Origin of the sequence: Amycolatopsis heterodermiae (assembly GCF_034929455.1) — a bacterium.
GTDB classification, from domain to species: Bacteria; Actinomycetota; Actinomycetes; order Mycobacteriales; family Pseudonocardiaceae; genus Amycolatopsis; species Amycolatopsis heterodermiae.
In genome coordinates this window covers 317980-336411 of record NZ_JAYFSI010000003.1, presented here as the reverse complement: position 1 = coordinate 336411, position 18432 = coordinate 317980, and the positions used below count along the sequence as shown (strand labels likewise).

Sequence of the window (18432 nt, the reverse complement as noted above, 5' to 3'; positions counted from 1 at the left end):
ACGGACAACGGGAAGGCCGGAGCAGGTGCGTCATCGCCAGGTGGTTGCCTTGGCCGCGGTCGCGTTGGTCGGCCTCACGGGATGCGACGGGCCCGACCCGAACAACCTCGAGACGTACTACGACGATCCGGCCCCGTCGGCCACGCAGCCCGTGCGGACCCCCGAGGTCCAGGTGCCGGCCCCGAAGGCGGCTCCGGTCACCCCGGCGGCCCCGGACCCCGGGCCGCTCGTGGAGCGGGTGCTGCTGACCGATCAGGACGTCGCCGAAGAGGGCGTGGAGCCCGGTTCCGGTGCGGCGTCGGGCTGCCTGTCGGACGAGCCGTCGGCGACGAGCCGGACCGCGAGCTGGCGGTACCCGAGCGGGTCGGTGCTGCGGCACCGGGTCGCCGCGTACCCGGACCGCCCGGGCGCCGACGTCGTGGCGAACGCGGTGTGCGCCGGGCACCAGGTGGAGCTCCCGGCCCAGGCCGGGGTCGAGCGCCAGGGCGCCTGGTGCGACGGCAAGACGTGCACCGTGCTGCTGGCGAAGGGCACGCTCGTGTCAGGGCTGACCGTCTCGGCGAGCACCGAGGCACGGGCGATCGACGCGGCGAAGCGGCTGCTGCCCGCGATGACGGCGAAGCTGACGGCGCCGGCGGCTCAGCCGTAGCGGCGGAACCACTCCTGGACGCCCTCGCGGCCGTCGGGGATGAACGGCAGCTCCGGTGCCGGGTCGTCGATCCAGGCGCGCAGCTCGGCCAGCGGGATCCAGCGGCCTTCGACGATCTCCTCGGCCTGGTGGCGGATCGGGCCGTCCCAGCGGACCTCGAAGGCGAATTTGTGGCAGCGGTTGCGGCCGTCGTCGTACACCTTCGTGAACAGCGGAACGGGTTCCACCCCGTGGACGCCCAGCTCTTCGGCCAGTTCGCGGCGGGCGCACTCGGCCGGTGACTCGCCGGCGGCGACCACACCGCCCGCCCAGCAGTCCCAGGTGGACGGGAAGACGTCCTTGCCGGGGGTGCGGAGGTGCACGTAGACCGCGTTTCCGTCACCCGAACGGACCAGCACGACGCCGGCGGCGTGCCACAGGGCCTCCGCGCGGACGCGGGAGCGGGTGGCCGAGCCGACCACCGAGCCGGTCCGGTCATAGAGGGCAACGAGTTCGTCACTGCCTGGCATGGGTGCATCGTCCCACTAGGCCCACCCCGTAGGGTGGTGGACATGCGGCGGATCATGGGAACCGAAGTCGAGTACGGCATCTCGGTGCCGGGCGACGCGACGGCGAACCCGGTACTCACCTCGACCCAGGTCGTGCTCGCCTACGCGGCGGCGGCGGACATCCCGCGCGCGCGGCGGGCGCGGTGGGACTACGAGGTGGAGTCGCCGCTGCGCGACGCGCGCGGGTTCGACCTGACCGGCCCCGGCGGGCCGGGTCACGACCCGGACGTCGAGGACCTCGGGGCGGCGAACGTCATCCTGACCAACGGGGCGCGGCTCTACGTCGACCACGCGCACCCGGAGTACTCGGCACCCGAGGTGACGAACGCGCGGGACGCGGTCATCTGGGACAAGGCGGGCGAACGGGTGATGGAGGAGGCCGCGCTGAAGGCGGCGTCCGTGCCCGGGCAGCCCCCGCTCCAGCTGTACAAGAACAACGTCGACGGCAAGGGCGCCAGCTACGGCACGCACGAGAACTACCTGTGCGCGCGGTCGACCCCCTTCACCGCGATCATCGCCGGGCTGACGCCGTTCTTCGTGTCGCGGCAGGTGATGACCGGGTCGGGCCGGGTCGGGATCGGGCAGCAGAGCGAGGAAGCCGGGTTCCAGCTCTCCCAGCGTGCGGACTACATCGAGGTCGAGGTCGGCCTGGAGACGACGCTGAAGCGCGGGATCATCAACACCCGCGACGAGCCGCACGCGGACGCGGACAAGTACCGGCGGCTGCACGTCATCATCGGCGACGCGAACATGTCCGAGTACTCGACCTACCTCAAGGTCGGCACGACTGCGCTGGTGCTGGACCTGATCGAGTCCGGCATCCGCTTCGACGACCTGAAGCTGGACGAGCCGGTCAAGGCCGTGCACCAGATCAGCCACGACCCGACGCTGAAGGCGCAGGTCGCGCTGGCGAACGGCAAGAAGTACACCGGGCTCGACCTGCAGTTCGCCTACCACGAGATCGCTTCGCAGAACCTTGAGCGCACGGGCGCGGACGAGGCGGCCAAGGAGGTGCTGCGCGTCTGGGGCGAGGTGCTGGACGCGCTGGCGCGGGACCCGCAGGAGTGCGCGGACCGGCTGGACTGGCCGGCGAAGCTGCGGCTGCTGGAGGGCTACCGCCAGCGGGACAGCCTCGCCTGGGGCGCGCCGCGGCTGCGCCTGGTGGACCTGCAGTACTCGGACGTGCGGCTGGCGAAGGGCCTGTACAACCGGCTGGTCACGCGCGGGTCGATGAAGCGGCTGGTGACCGAGGAAGAGGTGCTGGCCGCGGTGACGACGCCGCCGTCGGACACGCGAGCCTACTTCCGGGGCCGGGCGCTGGAGAAGTACGCGAGCTCGATCGCGGCCGCGTCGTGGGACTCGGTCATCTTCGACGTCGGCAAGGAGTCGCTGGTGCGGATCCCGACGCTGGAGCCGCTGCGGGGGACCAAGGCGCACGTCGGCAAGTTGCTGGACAACGCGGCGACGGCGGAGGAGCTGGTGGAGGCGCTCACCGGTTCGGACTAGGCGGTACGCACACGGAACGCGGCGTTGACCCCGAATGTCGGGGCCGCTGGGTAGGCTAGGAAACATCAGCCACACCGGGAGGCGAGATGGCCCAGGAAAAGATCGAAAAGCACGGCGGTGGTGACTCCGACGAGGAGTTCGACGACACCGGCGCGGCGGGTCAGGAACGGCGCGAGAAGCTCGGCGAGGACGTCGACACGATCCTCGACGAGATCGACGACGTGCTGGAAGAGAACGCCGAGGACTTCGTCCGCGCTTACGTGCAGAAGGGCGGCGAGTAGCCGCTCGGGCGCCGCGCCCTTGCCGACCGTTCAGCTGGCGGCCGGGGTTCCGCGTGGTGGTGACCGTGGTCCGTGCGGGCCGGGGTCACCGGGCGCGGGGCACCGGCCCCCATGGCCCGCACAGATGGGATTTTTGAGCACGTATGGACAACACCAGGGGCATCTCGGGTCCCGCGCTGCCGGCCGCGTACTTCTCGTCGGCGTCGTCGTCGTTTTCGGACTTCCTGCGGGTGCAGGCGCCGGAACTGCTCCCTGAGCGCCGGGTGTCCGGTGGTGGTGTGGCGGAGCTGGGCGTGCCGCACGGGACGACGATCGTCGCGCTGACGTTCGCGGGCGGTGTGCTGATCGCGGGCGACCGGCGGGCGACGTCGGGGAACCTGATCGCGAGCCGCGACATCGAGAAGGTGCACGTCACCGACGAGTACTCGGCGGTGGGCATCGCGGGCACGGCGGGGCTGGCCGTGGAGATGGTGCGGTTGTACGCCGTCGAGCTGGCGCACTACGAGAAGATCGAGGGCGTTTCGCTGTCCCTGGACGGCAAGACGAACAAGCTGGCCGGGATGGTCAAGGCGAACCTCGAGATGGCGATGGCCGGGCTGGCGGCGATCCCGCTGTTCGTCGGGTACGACCTGGAGGCCGAGGACGCCAAGCACGCGGGCCGGATCGTCTCCTACGACGCAGCGGGCGGGCGCTACGAGGAGAACGGCGGGTACGCCGGGATCGGTTCGGGTTCGCTGTTCGCGAAATCCGCGCTGAAGAAGCTCCACGACCCGGACGCCGACGTCGAGGGCGCGACGCGCGTCGCCGTCGAGGCGCTGTACGACGCGGCCGACGACGACACCGCCTCGGGCGGGCCGGACCTGGTGCGCCGGATCTTCCCGAGCGTCGTGACGATCACCGCGGAGCACGGGGCCGTGCAGCTGCCCGAGTCGGAGACGGCGGCGGTCGCGGAGGCCGTGGTGGCCGGCCGGATCGAGCGCCAGCAGCAGCGGCTCTCCTGAATGCGCCGGACTGAACCAGTGAACGCCGAAACACCGAAAGACCTGGAGCGCACACCGTGACGATGCCGTTGTATGCCTCTCCCGAGCAGCTGATGCGGGAGCGTTCCGAGCTGGCGCGCAAGGGCATCGCGCGCGGCCGGAGCGTGGTGGTGCTGAAGTACGCGGGCGGCGTGCTGTTCGTGGCCGAGAACCCGTCGGCGACGCTGCACAAGGTCTCCGAGATCTACGACCGGATCGGCTTCGCCGCGGTCGGGCGCTTCAGCGAGTTCGAGAACCTGCGGGTGGCCGGGATCCGGCACGCCGACCTCAAGGGCTACCAGTACGACCGGCGCGACGTGAGCGCGCGGGGCCTGGCGAACGCCTACGCGGCGACGCTGGGCAGCATCTTCACCGAGCAGCTGAAGCCGTTCGAGGTGGAGATCTGCGTGGCCGAGGTCGGGGCGAGCGCGGCGGAGGACCAGCTGTACCGGCTGACCTACGACGGCTCGATCTTCGACGAGCCGCAGTACATCGTGATGGGCGGCCTGACCGAGAAGATCGCGACGAAGCTGAAGGAGACGTTCGAGGACGGCCTGGACCTGCAGGCGGCGCTGGGCGTGGCGGTCGCCGCGCTGCGCACGCCGACCCAGCCGGCCGCGACGACGTCCACCTCGGCCGGTTCGTCGTCGTCTTCTTCGTCGTCCGCGTCGGCGAGCGCCTCCGCGAACGGCAACGGCGAGGCCGACCCGATCAAGCTGGAGGTCGCGGTGCTGGACCGCGACCGCCCGCGGCGCTCGTTCCGCCGCCTGACCGGCGCGGCGCTGGACGCGCTGCTGCCGGTGCCGGACCCGGTGGTCGACGAGCCGGAGAAGCCGGAAGGCGAATAGTCCGTACGAAACGGGGCGTGGTCGGTGACCACGCCCCGTTTTCGCGTCTGTGGTCAGGCCGGGCGGCGGGCGAGCGCGAGCAGGTGCGCGCTGGCGTGGACGAGGTGCGGGTCCCGCTCGGCGAGCCGCGCGGCGCGCAGGGCGGCCTCGACCCGGCTGTCGAACGCGGTGAGCCCGGCTTCGTCGAGTGCGGGCCACGCCGGGCCTTCGACGCCGTAGACGCCGGTGCCGGTGAAGCCCGCCGCGGCCAGTTCGTCGTGGAGTTCGGTGGCCGTGTGCCAGTGGGTCGGCACGAAGCCGACGTGGCCGTCGTAGGCGCCGGTGGTGACGACGTCGCGGATCGGCGCCACGCGGTCGTCCGTGAGGGTGCCCGCGGCGCCGGTTTCGAGCAGGGACAGGTACCGGCTGATGCCCGCGGCCGCGACCAAGCCGCCCGGGCGCAGGACCCGCCGGGCTTCGGCGAGCGCCCGGGCCCGGTCCGCGGCGTCGACCAGGTGGTACAGCGGCCCGAGGAGCAGGACGACGTCCCAGGCCGCGGAGTCGACGGCGAGCTGCCGGGCATCACCCACCCGCGCCGTGACGCCGGGCACCGCGGACGCCGTGGCGACGTGACCGGGGACGACGTCGACGAGGTGCACGGTGTGGCCTTCCCCGGCGAGCCACGCGGCGTGCACCCCGGTGCCGCCGCCGACGTCGAGGACCCGGGCGTGGCCGGGGAGGAAGCGGTGCAGCAGCTCCCGGGTGCGCAGGTACTCGAGCCGGCCGTGGGGCGTGCGGGCGAGCCGGGACGTTTCGGGCGGGCCGGTCGCGTAGTGCGTTTCGAGGTCCATGATCCATGGTCGCAACCCCGGGCAACCGGCTTTCAGGACGTGGCGGGGGACTGCCGGAAGTTCTGGTCGGCGAAGGCGAGCAGGTACGGCAGCGTCGCCCGGGCCGTGTGCCAGGTGTGGTTGAAGCCGCGTTCGGCGTGGACGACCGCGTCTTGGCCGCGGGCGTGGAGGGCGTCGGCGATGCGGTGGGCCGTGGTGACGTCGGTGGGCGCGCCGGTGCCGACGGCGAGCATCACCGAGATCGGGGCCGGGAACTTCATCGTCGGCAGGTAGCGGCGCGGGGTGTTCGCGGCGATGGCGGCCTGGTCGCCGCCGAGGACGCCGATCGAGTCGTTGAGGTCGTCATAGGGCAGGGCGATGATCAGGGTGGCGAACTCGTCGACGTGGTGCAGGCCGATGTTGAGCGCGCCGAACCCGCCGCCGGACATGCCGCCCAGCGCACGGTGGGCGCGGTCGGCCAGCGTGCGGTAGCGGTGGTCGATCGCCGGGACGACCGTGCTCGCCAGGTAGGTCTCCAGCCGCGGGCCGCCGGGGACGTCGAGGCACTCCCAGTCGGTGCTGGGCACGCCGGCGGTCATGTCCACGCTGACCACGATCATCGGGTTGATCGCGTTCGCCTGCTGCAGCGCCTGGAGGGTGCCCGGGGCGTCGCCGGAGGTCAGCCAGTCGCGCGGGCCGCCGTAGGGGTAGCCGTGGATCAGGTAGACGACGGGGTAGCGGCGGCCGGCGTTGGCGGGGTCGCCGTACCCGGGCGGCAGGATGACGTAGTTGCTGCCCGACGGGATGCCGTGCGCGGGGTCGGGGAGCTGGACGACGTCGATCTTCTGGCCCGCAGCCGCTACGCCGGTCCCGCCGCGGGGCGCCGACGACGAAGGAGCCTCGGGCGCTTCCTTGTCGTCGTCGAGCAGGTGCCCGGCGAGGTTGACGGCGCCGGGGCCGCGCTGGAGCAGCCGGGCCAGGTCGTCGGACGTGCGGACGTACCCGACGTAGCTGTTCACGGCCGTGACCGCGCCGAGCAGCAGGAGGACGCCGACGGCGGTGAGGCCCCACCGGCGGGCGCGCCGCCGGTGCGCGAGCGCGATCACCGCCGCCAGCACGGCGACCGCGGCCGTGGCGAAGGCCAGCCAGATGAACGGCGATTCGAACGGCCCGAGGTCCCGGGCGCGCGCCGTGACGTCACCCGGCAGCACCGGATCGACGGCGACCTGCGGGCTCACGCGCGCCACTCCATCAAAACCCCACTAGTCCCCTGGTCGCGGGCAGGACGGCCCGCATGTCGATCTTGACGCTAGCCGGGGGACCCTGTGGGTTCGTTGAGAGAAAGTAAAAGAAGATTAAAGGCGGTAGATGGTGAGGGCGCTGGGCCGGGACCGAAAGCGGAACCGGTTGCCGAGCGGGCCGACCTCGCCGTCGGTGGCGACGCGGCGGTGGCCGTCGAGCAGCTCGACGTCCAGCTCGGGCAGGTCGAGCTCCTGGTAGACGTGGCTGGCCGCGAGGGTGCGGGTGACCATCGCCAGCAGGAACCGGGCCCGGGAGTAGGGCAGGTCGGCGCGCAGGTAGCGGATGTCCAGCAGGCCGGTGTCGAGCGCGGGACGGCGGCTGGGCGCGAACCCCTTCGGCGCGTACGTGCCGTTGCCCACGAACAGCAGCCACACCTGCGTGAGCTTGCCGTTGAGCCGGACGGTCAGCGGCCTCGCGTGCCGCAGCGTCCGGGCCAGCGCGATCGCGGCCGAGGGCCACTTCGGGTGCTTTTCCTGCAGCTTCTCGCGGAGCCGGACCATCTCCGGGTAGCCGCCGAGGCTCGCGGTGTTGACGAACCAGCGGTGCGCCGGGCCGTCGGGCCCTTCGACCGCGACCTCACCGAGGTCGATGCCGACGGCGTTGCCGACCTCGGTGGCCGCGTCGGCGTCGGGCATCGACTGGATGCCGATGTCGCGGGCGAAGTGGTTGAGCGTGCCCGCCGGGATCAGCGCGAGGGGGAGGTCGCGCTCGGCCGCGACGGACGCCACCGCCGCGACGGTGCCGTCACCACCCGCGACGCCGAGGGCGCGGACGGTCCCGCGCGCGTCGATCTCGGCTTCGAGCTGGGCGCGCAGGTCCCGCTCGGGGTCCGGGTACAGGATCTCGGCCTTCGGCCAGGCGTACCGGGCGTCCTCGGTCGGGTCCTGGCCCTGCACCCCGGAACCGGGGTTGACCAGCACGAGCATGTCCTCGCCGTCGACCATCTCGGGCGCGTCCGCGTCGTGGGCGGTGCGGCCGGGGACGTCGTCGTGCAGCGGCCACCAGTGCCGGGTCGCCAGGCCGACGCCGGTGCCGATGGCGATGCCGACGCCGACGTCGGAAGGCCAGTGCACGCCGGTGTGGACGCGCGAGTAGGCCACGGCCAGCGCGAGCGGCGCGACGGCGAGCCCGGCCCGCGGCGACTCCATGGCCACCGCCGTCGCGAAGGCGGCCGCGGAGGCGGAGTGGCCCGAGGGGAACGACGACGACGTCGGGCGTTTCCGCAGGCGGCGGTGCATCGGCATCTCCTCCTCGGCCGGGCGGCGGCGGGGGAAGAGGGGCTTGCCGATGAGGTTCGCGGCGGCGCTCGCGCCGGCGATGGCGACGACCCCGCGCAGCGCGCCGCGGCGGGTCGCGCCCGGGCGGACGGCGAGCCCGGCGGCGACCACCCACCAGAGGCGGGACTTGTTCGCCGACCGGGACAGCGCCATCAGCGCGTCGTCGGCCTTGGTGGCCGGAAGACGGGCGCTGCGGCGCATCAGGGCGCGGTCGGTCCGGCCGACCCGCCGGAACGCCCGGATGAGCTGGTGTGACAAGAGGTCCGCCTTCGTCGCGACGTCAAGGGATGTGCTCCAATCGTGCCTGATTCGGGGGCATTTCACCGTCTGTGGCCTACTGGGGGCGTGTCGACGCCCGAACGGCCCACCGTCGAGGGGGGTGCAGCGCCTACTCTGGTGGGATGCAGCGGCGGATCTTTGGCATCGAGACCGAGTTCGGGGTCACGTGCACTTTCCACGGCCAGCGCAGGCTCTCTCCCGACGAGGTGGCGCGCTACCTCTTCCGGCGGGTCGTCTCGTGGGGCCGTTCTTCGAACGTCTTCCTGTCCAACGGCTCGAGGCTCTACCTCGACGTCGGCTCGCACCCCGAGTACGCGACGGCCGAGTGCGACGACCTGGTCCAGCTCGTCACGCACGACAAGGCCGGCGAGCGGATCCTCGAGGACCTGCTGGTCGACGCGGAGCGGCGGCTGGCGGACGAGGGCATTGGCGGCGACATCTTCCTGTTCAAGAACAACACGGACTCGGCGGGCAACTCGTACGGCTGTCACGAGAACTACCTGGTGACCCGCGCGGGTGAGTTTTCCCGGATCGCGGACGTGCTGCTCCCGTTCCTGGTCACCCGCCAGCTCATCTGCGGCGCCGGGAAGGTCCTGCAGACGCCGCGGGGCGCGGTCTACTGCCTGTCGCAGCGGGCCGAGCACATCTGGGAGGGCGTCTCGAGCGCCACCACCCGCTCGCGCCCGATCATCAACACCCGCGACGAGCCGCACGCCGACGCCGAGCGCTACCGGCGCCTGCACGTCATCGTGGGCGACTCGAACATGGCCGAGCCGACGACGATGCTCAAGGTCGGCTCGGCGAACCTGGTGCTCGAGATGATCGAGGCCGGCGTCCAGTTCCGCGACTTCACCCTCGACAACCCGATCCGGGCGATCCGCGAGATCAGCCACGACCTCACCGGCCGCCGCCAGGTGCGCCTGGCCGGCGGGCGCGAGGCCTCGGCGCTGGACATCCAGCGCGAGTACCACGCCCGCGCGGTGCAGCACCTCAAGGACAACGGCTCGAGCCCGGCCAACGACAAGGTCATCGAGCTGTGGGGCCGGGCGCTGGACGCGGTCGAGCAGCAGGACTTCGGCAAGATCGACACCGAGATCGACTGGGCGATCAAGCACCGGCTGGTCGAGCGCTACCGGCACAAGCACGACCTGGACCTGTCCAGCCCGCGCATCGCGCAGCTCGACCTGGCCTACCACGACATCCGCCGCGGCCGGGGCATCTTCGACCTGCTGCAGCGCAAGGGCCTGGTCCGCCGGATCACCGACGACGGCGAGATCGAGGCGGCCAAGGACACCCCGCCGCAGACGACCCGGGCGAAGCTGCGCGGCGACTTCATCGCCGCCGCCCAGGCCGCCGGGCGCGACTTCACCGTCGACTGGGTGCATCTCAAGCTGAACGACCAGGCCCAGCGCACGGTGCTGTGCAAGGACCCGTTCCGCTCGGTCGACGAGCGCGTCGAACGCCTGATCAGCTCGCTCTAGCCCAGGTCCGTGAAGGCCACATCGAGGGACTCTGAGTCCCTCGATGTGGCCTTCACGGCTTTAAACGCTACGAAAGTCGCTGGGCGGGTGCGGCAGGATCTGCCCATGCGTGTGCTGCGTGCGGTGGTTCTCGTCCTCGGTCTTCTGGTGGCGCTCGCGGTGCCGGCGTCCGCGTCCGGGCACCTGCCCAAGTGGGACGTGACGCCGACCGGCGTCACCGCCCAGTTCCGCGGGCTGTCCGCGGTCAGTGCCCGGGTCGCGTGGGTCAGCGGCACCCAGGGCACCGTGCTGCGCACCGTCGACGGCGGCCGGACCTGGAAGTCCGTCGGGCCGCCGGACACAGGTACGCTCGAGTTCCGCGACGTCGAGGCCTTCGACACCGACCACGCCGTGATCCTCTCGATCGGCCCCGGCACCGACTCCCGCGTCTACCGGACCGACGACGCCGGCGCGCACTGGCGCCAGACGTTCCAGAACACCGACGCCGCCGCGTTCTACGACTGCCTCGCCTTCTTCGACCCGTGGCGCGGCCTGGCGATGAGCGACCCCGTGGACGGCAGGTTCCGGATGCAGGCCACCTTCGACGGCGGCCGCAGCTGGCGGCAGGTCCCGGACAGCGGCTTCCCGGCCGCCCTGCCCGGTGAGGCCGGGTTCGCCGCCAGCGGCCAGTGCGTCACCACCTCGGGCCCGTTCGACGCCTGGCTGGCCACCGGCGGCGGCGCCACCGCCCGCGTCCTGCACTCCGGCGACGGCGGCCGCCACTGGAGCGCGTCGGACACGCCGTTGCCGAGCAGCCCGTCGGCCGGCGTGTTCGCCCTTGCGTTCCGCACGCCGTGGCAGGGCGTCGCGATCGGCGGCGACTTCGCCAACCCGACCGCGCCCGGCCCCGCCGTCGCGCTGTCGAACGACCGCGGCCGCACCTGGCGCACCCCGGGGCGGTACCCGGCCGGGTACCGCTCCGGGCTGGCCTGGCGCGGCGGCACGGTCCTCGCCGTCGGCCCCGGCGGCAGCGACCTCAGCCCGGACGGCGGCCGGCACTGGACGTCGTTCGACACCGGCAGCTTCGACACCGTGGACTGCACCCCGCTGGGCAGCTGCTGGGCGTCCGGCGCCAAGGGCCGCGTCGCCCGGCTCGGCTAGAGCACCTGGCCGGTGGGGCGGACCATGATCTCGTTGACGTCCACCGACGGCGGCTGCTGCAGCGCGTAGAGCACCGCGCGGGCGATGTCGTCCGGCACCAGCTGCGGCTTCTTGCGCTGCTCCTCGTTGAGGATGTCGGTGTCGGTGATGCCGGGCTGGATCAGTGTGACGCGCACGCCGGTGCCGACGGCCTCCTCGCGGATCGCCCCGGCCATGCCGGTCACCGCCCACTTCGTCACCGAGTACAGGCTCGCGTTGCGGATGTAGCGGCCCGCGACCGAGCCGGTGATCAGCAGGTGCCCGGTCGACTCCGCCAGCGCGGGCAGCACCGCGCGGGCGGTGTAGGCCGCGCCGAGCACGTTGATGCGGACCATTTCCTCCCACGCCGTCGGGTCTGGGTCGCCGGTGCCGAAGAACGACGTTCCGACGCCGATCCCGGCGTTGGCGAATGCCGCGTCGAGCCGCCCGAACCTCGCGACGGTCTCGGCGACGGCGCCGGAGATGGCCGCCCAGTCCGCGACGTCGGCGCCCAGCGCCAGCGCCCGGTCTTCGCCCAGTTCGGCGGCCAGCGGCGCGACGGACTCGGCCTTGCGGGCCACGAGGGCGACCTGGAAACCGGACGCGGCGGCCAGCCGCGCGGTCGCGGCACCCAGGCCGCGGGAGGCACCGGTGATGAGGAGAACACGATCATCCATGCCCCCAGGCTAGGGAGAACTCACGGTGTCAGCACGAGACGGCCGCGCAGCCCGCCCGCGGCCAGCCGTTCGTGGGCCTCCGCCGCGGCGGAGAGCGGCAGCACGTCCGCGACGCGCGGGCGCAGGACGCCCGCCGCGGTGAGGTCGGCCAGCCGTGCGCCGTCGGCGCGGATCCAGACGTGGCGGACGCGGATCCCGCGCAGGGGAAGCGGCGCGGCCCCGGCGGCGAAGGCGACGAACTCGCCGCCGCCACGGACGGCGTCGAGCGCGTCCAGCCCGAGCAGCGCGGTGTCGAGAACGGCGTCGACCCCACCCGGGACCAGGGCGCGCACGCGATCGGCCAGGTCCGGCCCGCGCGGCACGAACTCGCCCGCGCCGAATGTCCTGACCTGCGCTTCATCGGCAGCACCGGCCACGGCGACCACCCGGAGCTTCCGGGTGTGCGCGAGGGCGACGGCGTAGCCGCCGACCGCGCCCGCCGCACCGGTGACCAGCAGGGTCCTGCCGGTCCCGGCGAGATCGAGGGCCTGGGCGGCGGTGAGGGCGTTGAGCGGCAGGGTCGCGGCTTCGGCGGGGGAGAAGCCCGCCGGAGCCGGGGCGACGGCCGAGGCGTCCAGCACGATCCGCTCGGCGTAGGCGCCCAGCGGCGCGGCGATCCGGTCGCGCAGCCCGATCACGGCCTCGCCCACGCGGAACCCGGTGCCGGCCTCGACCACGCCCGCGACGTCCCAGCCCAGGCCGAGCACCTCCCGCGGCGGGATCACCCCGGCTTCGGTCAGGATCCCGGACCGGGTCGCGGCGTCGACCGGGTTCACCGCGGCCGCCGCCACCCGGATCCGCACCTGACCCGGGCCCGGCTCCGGCACCGGGACGTCGGCGGGTTCGATCACTTCCGGGCCGCCGAACCGGCGGACCACCATCGCACGCATCTCTCGCTCCTTCGCGGGTCCGATCTTCCCCGCGAACGTATGGGGAGCTACTCTCCAACGGGAAGTACGCACCTGCAGGTGCCTGCCGTACCAGGAGGTTCGCCCGTTGCCCACCCGCACGGCGGAGCAGAAGCGACTGGCCGAAAAGGCCGCCTACGACGCCTATCTCGCCGCCTGCCCCACCCGGAAGCTGCTCGACGAGATCGCCGGCAAGTGGGTCAGCCTCGTCCTGGTCGCGCTCGGTGACGGCCCGATGCGCTACAGCGACCTTTCGCGGCGCATCGCCGGGGTGAGCCAGAAGATGCTCACCCAGACCCTGCGGGTGCTCGAACGCGACGGCCTGCTGCACCGCGAGGTGACCCCGTCGGTGCCCGTCCGCGTCGACTATTCCCTTACGCCGCTGGGGGAAAGCCTCCGCGCGCTGATGTCCGCGTTCAAGGACTGGGCGGAGTCCAACTTCGACGAGGTCAGCACCGCGCGCGCCGATTACGACGCGCGTACGCCGGACCTCACGATCGGGCCGGGCGGAGCGGGCTAGGCTCTACCGGGTGTCCACCGCACGCGCCGAACGGCTGGTCAATCTGGTGCTGGCCCTCCTGTCCACCCGGCAGTACCTCACTGCCGAGCGGATTCGCGGCATCGTGCCCGGATACGGCGACGCGTCCAGTGACGACGCCTACTTCCGGATGTTCGAGCGGGACAAGACCGAGCTGCGCGAGCTGGGCATCCCGCTGGAGACCGGCCGCAACTCCGCCTTCGACGCCATCGAGGGCTACCGCATCGCCCGCCGCGACTACGAGCTCGGCGAAATCGACCTGGCGCCCGACGAGGCCGCCGCGGTCGCGCTGGCGTCCCGGCTGTGGGACTCCCCGGAGCTCACCGGGCAGGCCCAGGGCGCGCTGGTCAAGCTGCGCGCCGCCGGCCTCGAGGTCGACGACCAGGCCCGGACCGTCATCGAACCCCGCGTGCGCGCCGAACCGGCGTTCGGGCCGCTGCTCGCGGCGGTCCAGAGCGGCCAGGCCGTGCGCTTCGAGTACCGCCGCAGCGGCTCGCCCGAACGCATCATGCGCACCCTCGAACCGTGGGGCGTGGTGTCGTGGAAGGCCCGCTGGTACGTCGTCGGGCACGACCGCGACCGCGGCGCCACCCGCTGCTTCCGCCTCTCCCGGGTCACCGGCCAGGTCCGGCCCGTCGGGAAGCCCGGCGCGGTGCACCGCCCGGACGGCGTCAACCTGCTCCAGCTCGTGTCGGCCACCTCGGGGGACTCCGAGCCGGCCCCGGTCACCACCGCGCGGCTCTGGGTCGCCGACGGCCGCGCCGCCGGCGTCCGCCGCCGCGGCACCGTCATCGGGCGCTCCGCCGTCGACGGCCAGGAGGGGGACCTCGTCGAGATCGGCCTGCTCTTCCCGGAGTCGGCCGCCGACTGGATCACCGCGCAGGGCCCGGACGTCGTCGTGCTGGACCCCGACGTGCTGGCCAAGACCGTGCAGGACAGGCTGGAGGCCGTCGTCGCCCGGCAGCAGCAGGGGAGCGTCCGATGAGCGGCTCCGGCGACCGGATGCCCCGCCTCCTGGCGCTCGTGCCCTACCTGCTCGCGCGGCCGGGGATCCGCGTCGACGAGGCCGCGCAGGACTTCGACGTCACGCCGAAGCAGCTGCGCAAGGACCTCGAGCTGCTCTGGATGTGCGGGCTGCCCGGCTACGGCCCCGGCGACCTGATCGACCTGTCCTTCGAGGGTGACACCATCGTCGTCACCCACGACGCCGGGATGAACCGGCCGCTGCGGCTCACCGGCGGCGAGGCGACCGCGCTGCTGGTCGCGCTGCGGGCGCTGGGGGAGACCCCGGGCGTGGTCGACGGCGACGCCGTGCGCCGGTCCATCGCCAAGATCGAGGCCGCCGCCGGGCAGGCCCAGCCGGCCGGGGTGATCGTCGGCGGCGGGGTCCGCGAGGGCAAGAAGACCGCGCGGAACCGCGAGGAGGTCGCCCGGGCCCTGCGCGACGGGCGGGCGCTGCGGATCCGCTACTACACCGCGTCGAAGGACCAGATCACCGAGCGCACCGTCGACCCGATGAGGCTGCTCATCGTCCAGGCCGTCGGCTACCTCGAAGCCTGGTGCCGCCGCGCCGAGGGCGTCCGGCTGTTCCGGCTCGACCGGATCGACGAGCTGACCGTGCTCGACGAGCCGTCCCGCCCGCCCGCGCACGCCCACCCGACCGACATCTCCGAAGGTGTCTTTCGCGAGCGTCCCGATCAGCGGGAGGCCGTGCTCGTCCTCGACCCGGACGCACGCTGGGTAGCCGAGTACTACCCGTGCGAGGAGCTCGACGAGCTCGACGGCGGCCGCCTCCGGATCCGGATGCGCTACGCCGACCAGTCCTGGATGGTGCGCCTCGTGCTGGGCCTGGGCGGGGAAGCGCTGGTCGAAAGCCCGGCCGACCTGGCCTCCGACGTCGGCCGCCGGGCCGCCGACGCGGTGGCCCGAGCCCGTCACCTTCCGTCAACCTGCGACCACTAGGCTGACCGCGTGCCGTACCTGCCCACCATCGTGCTCGCCGCCCTCGGCCTGCTGCTGCTCGTGTTCCTGCTGGTGCGCACGGCGCGGGTCTTGCGTGCTTTCAAGCAGACCGCAAGCATGGTGGCTACGAACACCCAGGACCAGGCCGGACTCGTCCGCGCCCGGTCGGCAGCCTTGCGCGTCGCGTTCGCGCAGCGCCGCCGGAAGCCGGAAAACCAGTAACATCCCTACCAGACGCAGATAGGAGGCCACCATGCTGAACGGATTGCAGCCGTGGCATTTGATCATCTTGGTGCTCGTCGTCGTGCTGTTGTTCGGGGCCAAGAGGCTTCCCGACGCGGCCCGGTCCATCGGCAAGTCCATGAAGATCTTCAAGGCCGAGACCAAGGACCTCACCGGCGAGCACAAGGCCACCGCGGCCGAGGACGCCGAGCCGGTCGAGACCAAGCAGATCCCGGCCACGCCGGTCGTGCCCGCCGCCCCGTCGGCCACCGACCAGCAGGTCGCCGACCTGCAGCGGCAGCTCGACGAGCTGAAGAAGCAGCAGCAGGCGCCGGCCGCCGAGCAGAAGAACGCCAGCTGAGCCAGCCCACCACCGGTCCCTGGTCCACGGAGCGCGTCTAGCCGGGCGCGCTCCGGGGGACTCCGACGAGAACGGAAACCCCAGTGGCGGAAGCCGCCTCCGGAAACGGGGAGAAGAGCGCCTCGAAGCGGCGCAAGCGCGGCCGCCGAGCCAACCCCGACGGCACGATGACGCTCATCGAGCACATCTACGAGTTCCGCCGTCGCCTCGGCCTGGCGCTGCTCGCCGTCGTCATCGGCGGGATCTTCGGGTTCATCTGGTTCAGCACCAAGCTGGGGCCGGTCCCGTCGCTCGGCGAGATCATGAAGGCGCCGTACTGCGCCATCCCGCCGGACCGCAGGCTCAACGGCTTCCAGGGCTGCCAGCTGCTGCAGACCGTGCCGTTCGAAGCGTTCATGATCCAGATCAAGGTAGGCGTGGCCGCCGGTGCGGTCGTGCTGGCCCCGGCGTGGCTCTACCAGATCTGGGCGTTCATCGCGCCGGGCCTCTACACCAAGGAACGCCGGTACGCGCTGACCTTCGTGTCGTTCGCGTCCGTGCTGTTCGCCGCCGGTGCGGTCCTGGCCTACATCCTGTTCCCGCACGCGCTGCAGCTGCTGATGGGCTTCGGCCAGGGCGAGTTCATCACGGCGCTGACCGCGGACAAGTACATCTCGTTCATGCTGTCGCTGCTGGTCATCTTCGGGATCAGCTTCGAGCTGCCGCTGCTGGTCGTGATGCTCAACCGCGTCGGCGTGGTCAAGTACGTCCAGCTCAAGAGGTGGCGCCGCGGCATCGTGTTCGCGCTGTTCGTCTTCGCCGCCTTCGCCACCCCCGGCTCGGACCCGTTCTCGATGCTGGGCCTGGCCGCCGCGCTGACCGTGCTGTTCGAGATCTCGATCCAGATGGCGCGCTTCCACGACCGCAAGAAGGACAAGCTCCGGTCCGAAGAGGGCTGGGACAAGCTGGCCGACGACGAAGCCGCGCCGTTCGACTACACGCCGAGCAAGGTCGACGACGAGCCGTCCACGCCGACCACCTCCGGCGGCCGCTCGTCCGGCACCGACGACATCACGTAGTGGGGATCCACGCCGCGCTCGCCGTGCACCCGGCCTCGGGGCACGGCGCCGCCGCCCGGATCGCGGACACGGTCGCCGAGCGGCTCCGCACCGCCGTCGACCGGCTCGACGTCCTCGTGGCCAACACCGTCGAGGAGTCCCGCGCCCTGATGCGGACCTCGCACGACGCCGGTCTCGACGTCCTCATCGTGCTCGGCGGTGACGGCGCCGCGCACCAAGGTGTCCAGTTCTGCGCGAACCACGACGTCGCGCTCGGCCTGGTCCCGGCGGGCACCGGCAACGACTTCGCCCGCGCCCTCGGCGTCCCGGGCGAGCCCCTGCCCGCGGTCGACGCGCTGGTGGCGGCCCTGCGCTCCGGCGCGCGCCGGCGGATCGACCTGGGCCGCGTCGGCGAGACGTGGTTCGCGACGGTCCTGTGCGCGGGGTTCGACGCGAGCGTCAACGAACGCGCCAACCGGATGCGCTGGCCCTCCGGTCCGCGCCGCTACGACCTGGCGATCCTCGCCGAGCTGGCGTCCTTCCACTCGCGTCCGGTGGTCATCGAGACCGGCACCGACCGCCTGGAGCTCGACGCGACGCTGGTGGCGATCGGCAACACCCGGTTCTACGGCGGCGGCGTCCCGATCTGCCCCACGGCCGACCCCGAGGACGGCGTCTTCGACGTCACGGTCATCGGCCACGCGACCCGCCGCGGCCTGCTCCGCATGCTCCCCGGCCTGCGCACCGGCAACCACGTCACCCACCCGGCCGTCCGCACCTTCCGGGCCGCCTCGGTCACCCTGACCGGCAACACCTGGCCGGCCTACGCCGACGGCGAGCCCCAGGGCGCGGTCCCGGTGACGGTCAGCTGCGTTCCCGGGGCCCTGACGGTGCTGGCCCCTCAATAGCCCCCGGCCTCGCCGACCAGCTCGCGGAACCGCGCGGGCGCCATCAGCTGCCCCTGCGCCAGGTAGACACCACCGCAGCGGTGGCAGAACCAGCCCTGCTCCCACAACGCCTGCGCGGCCGGGACCCCGGCCCGGCGCCGCCGGTGCGCGCGCAGCCGCCGGACGTAGAGCCAGACCAGCGTCCCCAGCCCGCCGAACACGGCCGCCGACGGCAGCGCCAGCAGCACGATCCCGAGCACCAGGGCGCCCGTCCCGCCCGGGGGCGGATCGCCGACCGCGGAGAACGGCAGCCACAGGAAGCAGCTCCCGGCCATCAGGAGCAGCACCATCCCGGCCACCAGGCCACCGTTGCGGCGCGGGGGAGGGAAGGGGTCGAGCGCCCGCGCGACCCCGGTGACCGACACCCCGGACACCTGGCTGCTCGTGTAAATGACCCCGTCCCCGGCCGGCACGGCCACCGTCGGGCCCTGGCCCCGGAAGTAGGAGTGCCCGCCGTAGTAGACCGCGGGCACGTGCTGGACCTGGTCCAGCTGCCCGCAGCTCGGACAGGGTGCGGTCATGGTGGCCTCCTTCAGCCGCTCCGACGCCGAAACGGCCAGGCAGGTTCCCTCTGCATGTGTATA

21 protein-coding genes are annotated in these 18432 nt (G+C 72.6%); 14 read left to right on the top strand and 7 right to left on the bottom strand.

Annotated features, from left to right (window positions below; genetic code table 11):
• The first annotated feature begins 40 nt into the window (after positions 1-40).
• Positions 41-649: a hypothetical protein gene (locus VA596_RS17390; RefSeq protein ID WP_323328333.1), complete on the top strand. Its 609-nt coding sequence runs from the start codon at positions 41-43 to the stop codon at positions 647-649.
• Here the strand turns inward: VA596_RS17390 and VA596_RS17385 are convergent.
• A complete protein-coding gene (locus tag VA596_RS17385; protein ID WP_323328331.1) occupies positions 640-1158 on the bottom strand; it encodes an NUDIX domain-containing protein in 519 nt (172 codons plus the stop codon). The two genes, VA596_RS17390 and VA596_RS17385, sit on opposite strands and share 10 nt — an antisense overlap.
• 42 nt (positions 1159-1200) lie before the next feature.
• Between VA596_RS17385 and dop the strand changes: the two genes are divergently transcribed.
• The 4 genes from dop (at position 1201) to prcA (ending at position 4851) form a co-directional block, all read left to right on the top strand.
• Complete coding sequence (dop, locus tag VA596_RS17380) at positions 1201-2703, top strand: depupylase/deamidase Dop (RefSeq protein ID WP_323328329.1); 1503 nt, start codon at positions 1201-1203, stop codon at positions 2701-2703.
• Positions 2704-2789: 86 nt separating this feature from the next.
• Positions 2790-2984, top strand: coding sequence for a ubiquitin-like protein Pup (locus VA596_RS17375; RefSeq protein WP_013226725.1), 195 nt, complete (start codon positions 2790-2792; stop codon positions 2982-2984).
• A gap of 143 nt (positions 2985-3127) precedes the next feature.
• Positions 3128-3985, top strand: coding sequence for a proteasome subunit beta (prcB, locus tag VA596_RS17370; RefSeq protein WP_323328326.1), 858 nt, complete (start codon positions 3128-3130; stop codon positions 3983-3985).
• 56 nt (positions 3986-4041) lie between these two features.
• Positions 4042-4851, top strand: a complete 810-nt coding sequence (gene prcA / locus VA596_RS17365) for a proteasome subunit alpha (protein ID WP_323328324.1) — start codon at positions 4042-4044, stop codon at positions 4849-4851.
• A gap of 53 nt (positions 4852-4904) precedes the next feature.
• Here the strand turns inward: prcA and VA596_RS17360 are convergent, their stop codons facing one another.
• The 3 genes from VA596_RS17360 to VA596_RS17350 all read right to left on the bottom strand — a co-directional run bounded on the left by VA596_RS17360 (position 4905) and on the right by VA596_RS17350 (position 8497).
• Positions 4905-5681, bottom strand: coding sequence for a class I SAM-dependent methyltransferase (locus tag VA596_RS17360; protein WP_323328322.1), 777 nt, complete (start codon positions 5679-5681; stop codon positions 4905-4907).
• A 32-nt stretch (positions 5682-5713) separates the two neighbouring features.
• Positions 5714-6898, bottom strand: coding sequence for an alpha/beta hydrolase (locus VA596_RS17355; RefSeq protein WP_410171892.1), 1185 nt, complete (start codon positions 6896-6898; stop codon positions 5714-5716).
• A 117-nt stretch (positions 6899-7015) separates the two neighbouring features.
• Positions 7016-8497 carry a bifunctional phosphatase PAP2/diacylglycerol kinase family protein gene (locus VA596_RS17350; protein ID WP_323328318.1) on the bottom strand — a complete coding sequence of 494 codons (1482 nt, stop codon included), beginning with the start codon at positions 8495-8497 and terminating at the stop codon, positions 7016-7018.
• A gap of 143 nt (positions 8498-8640) precedes the next feature.
• On the opposite strand from VA596_RS17350, the gene pafA reads away from it, so the two are divergent.
• Both pafA and VA596_RS17340 read left to right on the top strand, forming a co-directional pair.
• The gene (pafA, locus tag VA596_RS17345; protein ID WP_323328316.1) at positions 8641-9999 is read left to right on the top strand and encodes a Pup--protein ligase; all 1359 of its coding nucleotides are present in this window, start codon (positions 8641-8643) and stop codon (positions 9997-9999) included.
• A 114-nt stretch (positions 10000-10113) separates the two neighbouring features.
• Positions 10114-11139, top strand: coding sequence for a WD40/YVTN/BNR-like repeat-containing protein (locus tag VA596_RS17340; RefSeq protein WP_323328871.1), 1026 nt, complete (start codon positions 10114-10116; stop codon positions 11137-11139).
• On the opposite strand, the gene VA596_RS17335 is transcribed toward VA596_RS17340, so the two are convergent.
• Together VA596_RS17335 and VA596_RS17330 are read right to left on the bottom strand one after the other, a co-directional pair.
• On the bottom strand, positions 11136-11834 hold the full coding sequence (locus VA596_RS17335; protein ID WP_323328314.1) for an SDR family oxidoreductase: 699 nt from the start codon (positions 11832-11834) through the stop codon (positions 11136-11138). The two genes, VA596_RS17340 and VA596_RS17335, sit on opposite strands and share 4 nt — an antisense overlap.
• Positions 11835-11854: 20 nt before the next feature.
• Positions 11855-12763, bottom strand: coding sequence for an NADP-dependent oxidoreductase (locus VA596_RS17330; RefSeq protein WP_323328312.1), 909 nt, complete (start codon positions 12761-12763; stop codon positions 11855-11857).
• Between the two features lie 106 nt (positions 12764-12869).
• On the opposite strand from VA596_RS17330, the gene VA596_RS17325 reads away from it, so the two are divergent.
• The 7 genes from VA596_RS17325 to VA596_RS17295 all read left to right on the top strand — a co-directional run bounded on the left by VA596_RS17325 (position 12870) and on the right by VA596_RS17295 (position 17809).
• On the top strand, positions 12870-13301 hold the full coding sequence (locus VA596_RS17325; protein ID WP_323328310.1) for a winged helix-turn-helix transcriptional regulator: 432 nt from the start codon (positions 12870-12872) through the stop codon (positions 13299-13301).
• Positions 13302-13311: 10 nt separating this feature from the next.
• A complete protein-coding gene (locus tag VA596_RS17320; RefSeq protein WP_323328308.1) occupies positions 13312-14304 on the top strand; it encodes a helix-turn-helix transcriptional regulator in 993 nt (330 codons plus the stop codon).
• Entirely contained in the window at positions 14301-15281 is a 981-nt protein-coding gene (locus tag VA596_RS17315; protein ID WP_323328306.1) for a helix-turn-helix transcriptional regulator, read from the top strand. Before VA596_RS17320 ends, VA596_RS17315 begins: the two co-directional genes overlap by 4 nt.
• Before the next feature lie 9 nt (positions 15282-15290).
• Positions 15291-15503, top strand: coding sequence for a bacteriophage holin (locus tag VA596_RS17310; RefSeq protein ID WP_323328304.1), 213 nt, complete (start codon positions 15291-15293; stop codon positions 15501-15503).
• 31 nt (positions 15504-15534) lie between these two features.
• Positions 15535-15864: a Sec-independent protein translocase subunit TatA gene (tatA, locus tag VA596_RS17305; protein WP_323328302.1), complete on the top strand. Its 330-nt coding sequence runs from the start codon at positions 15535-15537 to the stop codon at positions 15862-15864.
• A gap of 83 nt (positions 15865-15947) precedes the next feature.
• Positions 15948-16922: a twin-arginine translocase subunit TatC gene (gene tatC / locus VA596_RS17300; RefSeq protein WP_323328300.1), complete on the top strand. Its 975-nt coding sequence runs from the start codon at positions 15948-15950 to the stop codon at positions 16920-16922.
• Entirely contained in the window at positions 16922-17809 is an 888-nt protein-coding gene (locus VA596_RS17295; RefSeq protein ID WP_323328298.1) for a diacylglycerol/lipid kinase family protein, read from the top strand. The genes tatC and VA596_RS17295 overlap by 1 nt, the downstream gene beginning before the upstream one ends.
• Here VA596_RS17295 and VA596_RS17290 read toward each other — a convergent pair.
• A complete protein-coding gene (locus VA596_RS17290) occupies positions 17803-18369 on the bottom strand; it encodes a hypothetical protein (protein ID WP_323328296.1) in 567 nt (188 codons plus the stop codon). The two genes, VA596_RS17295 and VA596_RS17290, sit on opposite strands and share 7 nt — an antisense overlap.
• Positions 18370-18432 lie beyond the last annotated feature (63 nt).

Coding starts and splice junctions, on each gene's coding strand:
- VA596_RS17385 (WP_323328331.1), bottom strand. CDS start 1,158: ATGCCAGGCAGTGACGAACTCGTTGCCCTCTATGACCGGACCGGCTCG.
- dop (WP_323328329.1), top strand. CDS start 1,201: ATGCGGCGGATCATGGGAACCGAAGTCGAGTACGGCATCTCGGTGCCG.
- VA596_RS17375 (WP_013226725.1), top strand. CDS start 2,790: ATGGCCCAGGAAAAGATCGAAAAGCACGGCGGTGGTGACTCCGACGAG.
- prcB (WP_323328326.1), top strand. CDS start 3,128: ATGGACAACACCAGGGGCATCTCGGGTCCCGCGCTGCCGGCCGCGTAC.
- VA596_RS17360 (WP_323328322.1), bottom strand. CDS start 5,681: ATGGACCTCGAAACGCACTACGCGACCGGCCCGCCCGAAACGTCCCGG.
- pafA (WP_323328316.1), top strand. CDS start 8,641: ATGCAGCGGCGGATCTTTGGCATCGAGACCGAGTTCGGGGTCACGTGC.
- VA596_RS17335 (WP_323328314.1), bottom strand. CDS start 11,834: ATGGATGATCGTGTTCTCCTCATCACCGGTGCCTCCCGCGGCCTGGGT.
- VA596_RS17330 (WP_323328312.1), bottom strand. CDS start 12,763: ATGCGTGCGATGGTGGTCCGCCGGTTCGGCGGCCCGGAAGTGATCGAA.
- VA596_RS17315 (WP_323328306.1), top strand. CDS start 14,301: ATGAGCGGCTCCGGCGACCGGATGCCCCGCCTCCTGGCGCTCGTGCCC.
- tatA (WP_323328302.1), top strand. CDS start 15,535: ATGCTGAACGGATTGCAGCCGTGGCATTTGATCATCTTGGTGCTCGTC.
- VA596_RS17290 (WP_323328296.1), bottom strand. CDS start 18,369: ATGACCGCACCCTGTCCGAGCTGCGGGCAGCTGGACCAGGTCCAGCAC.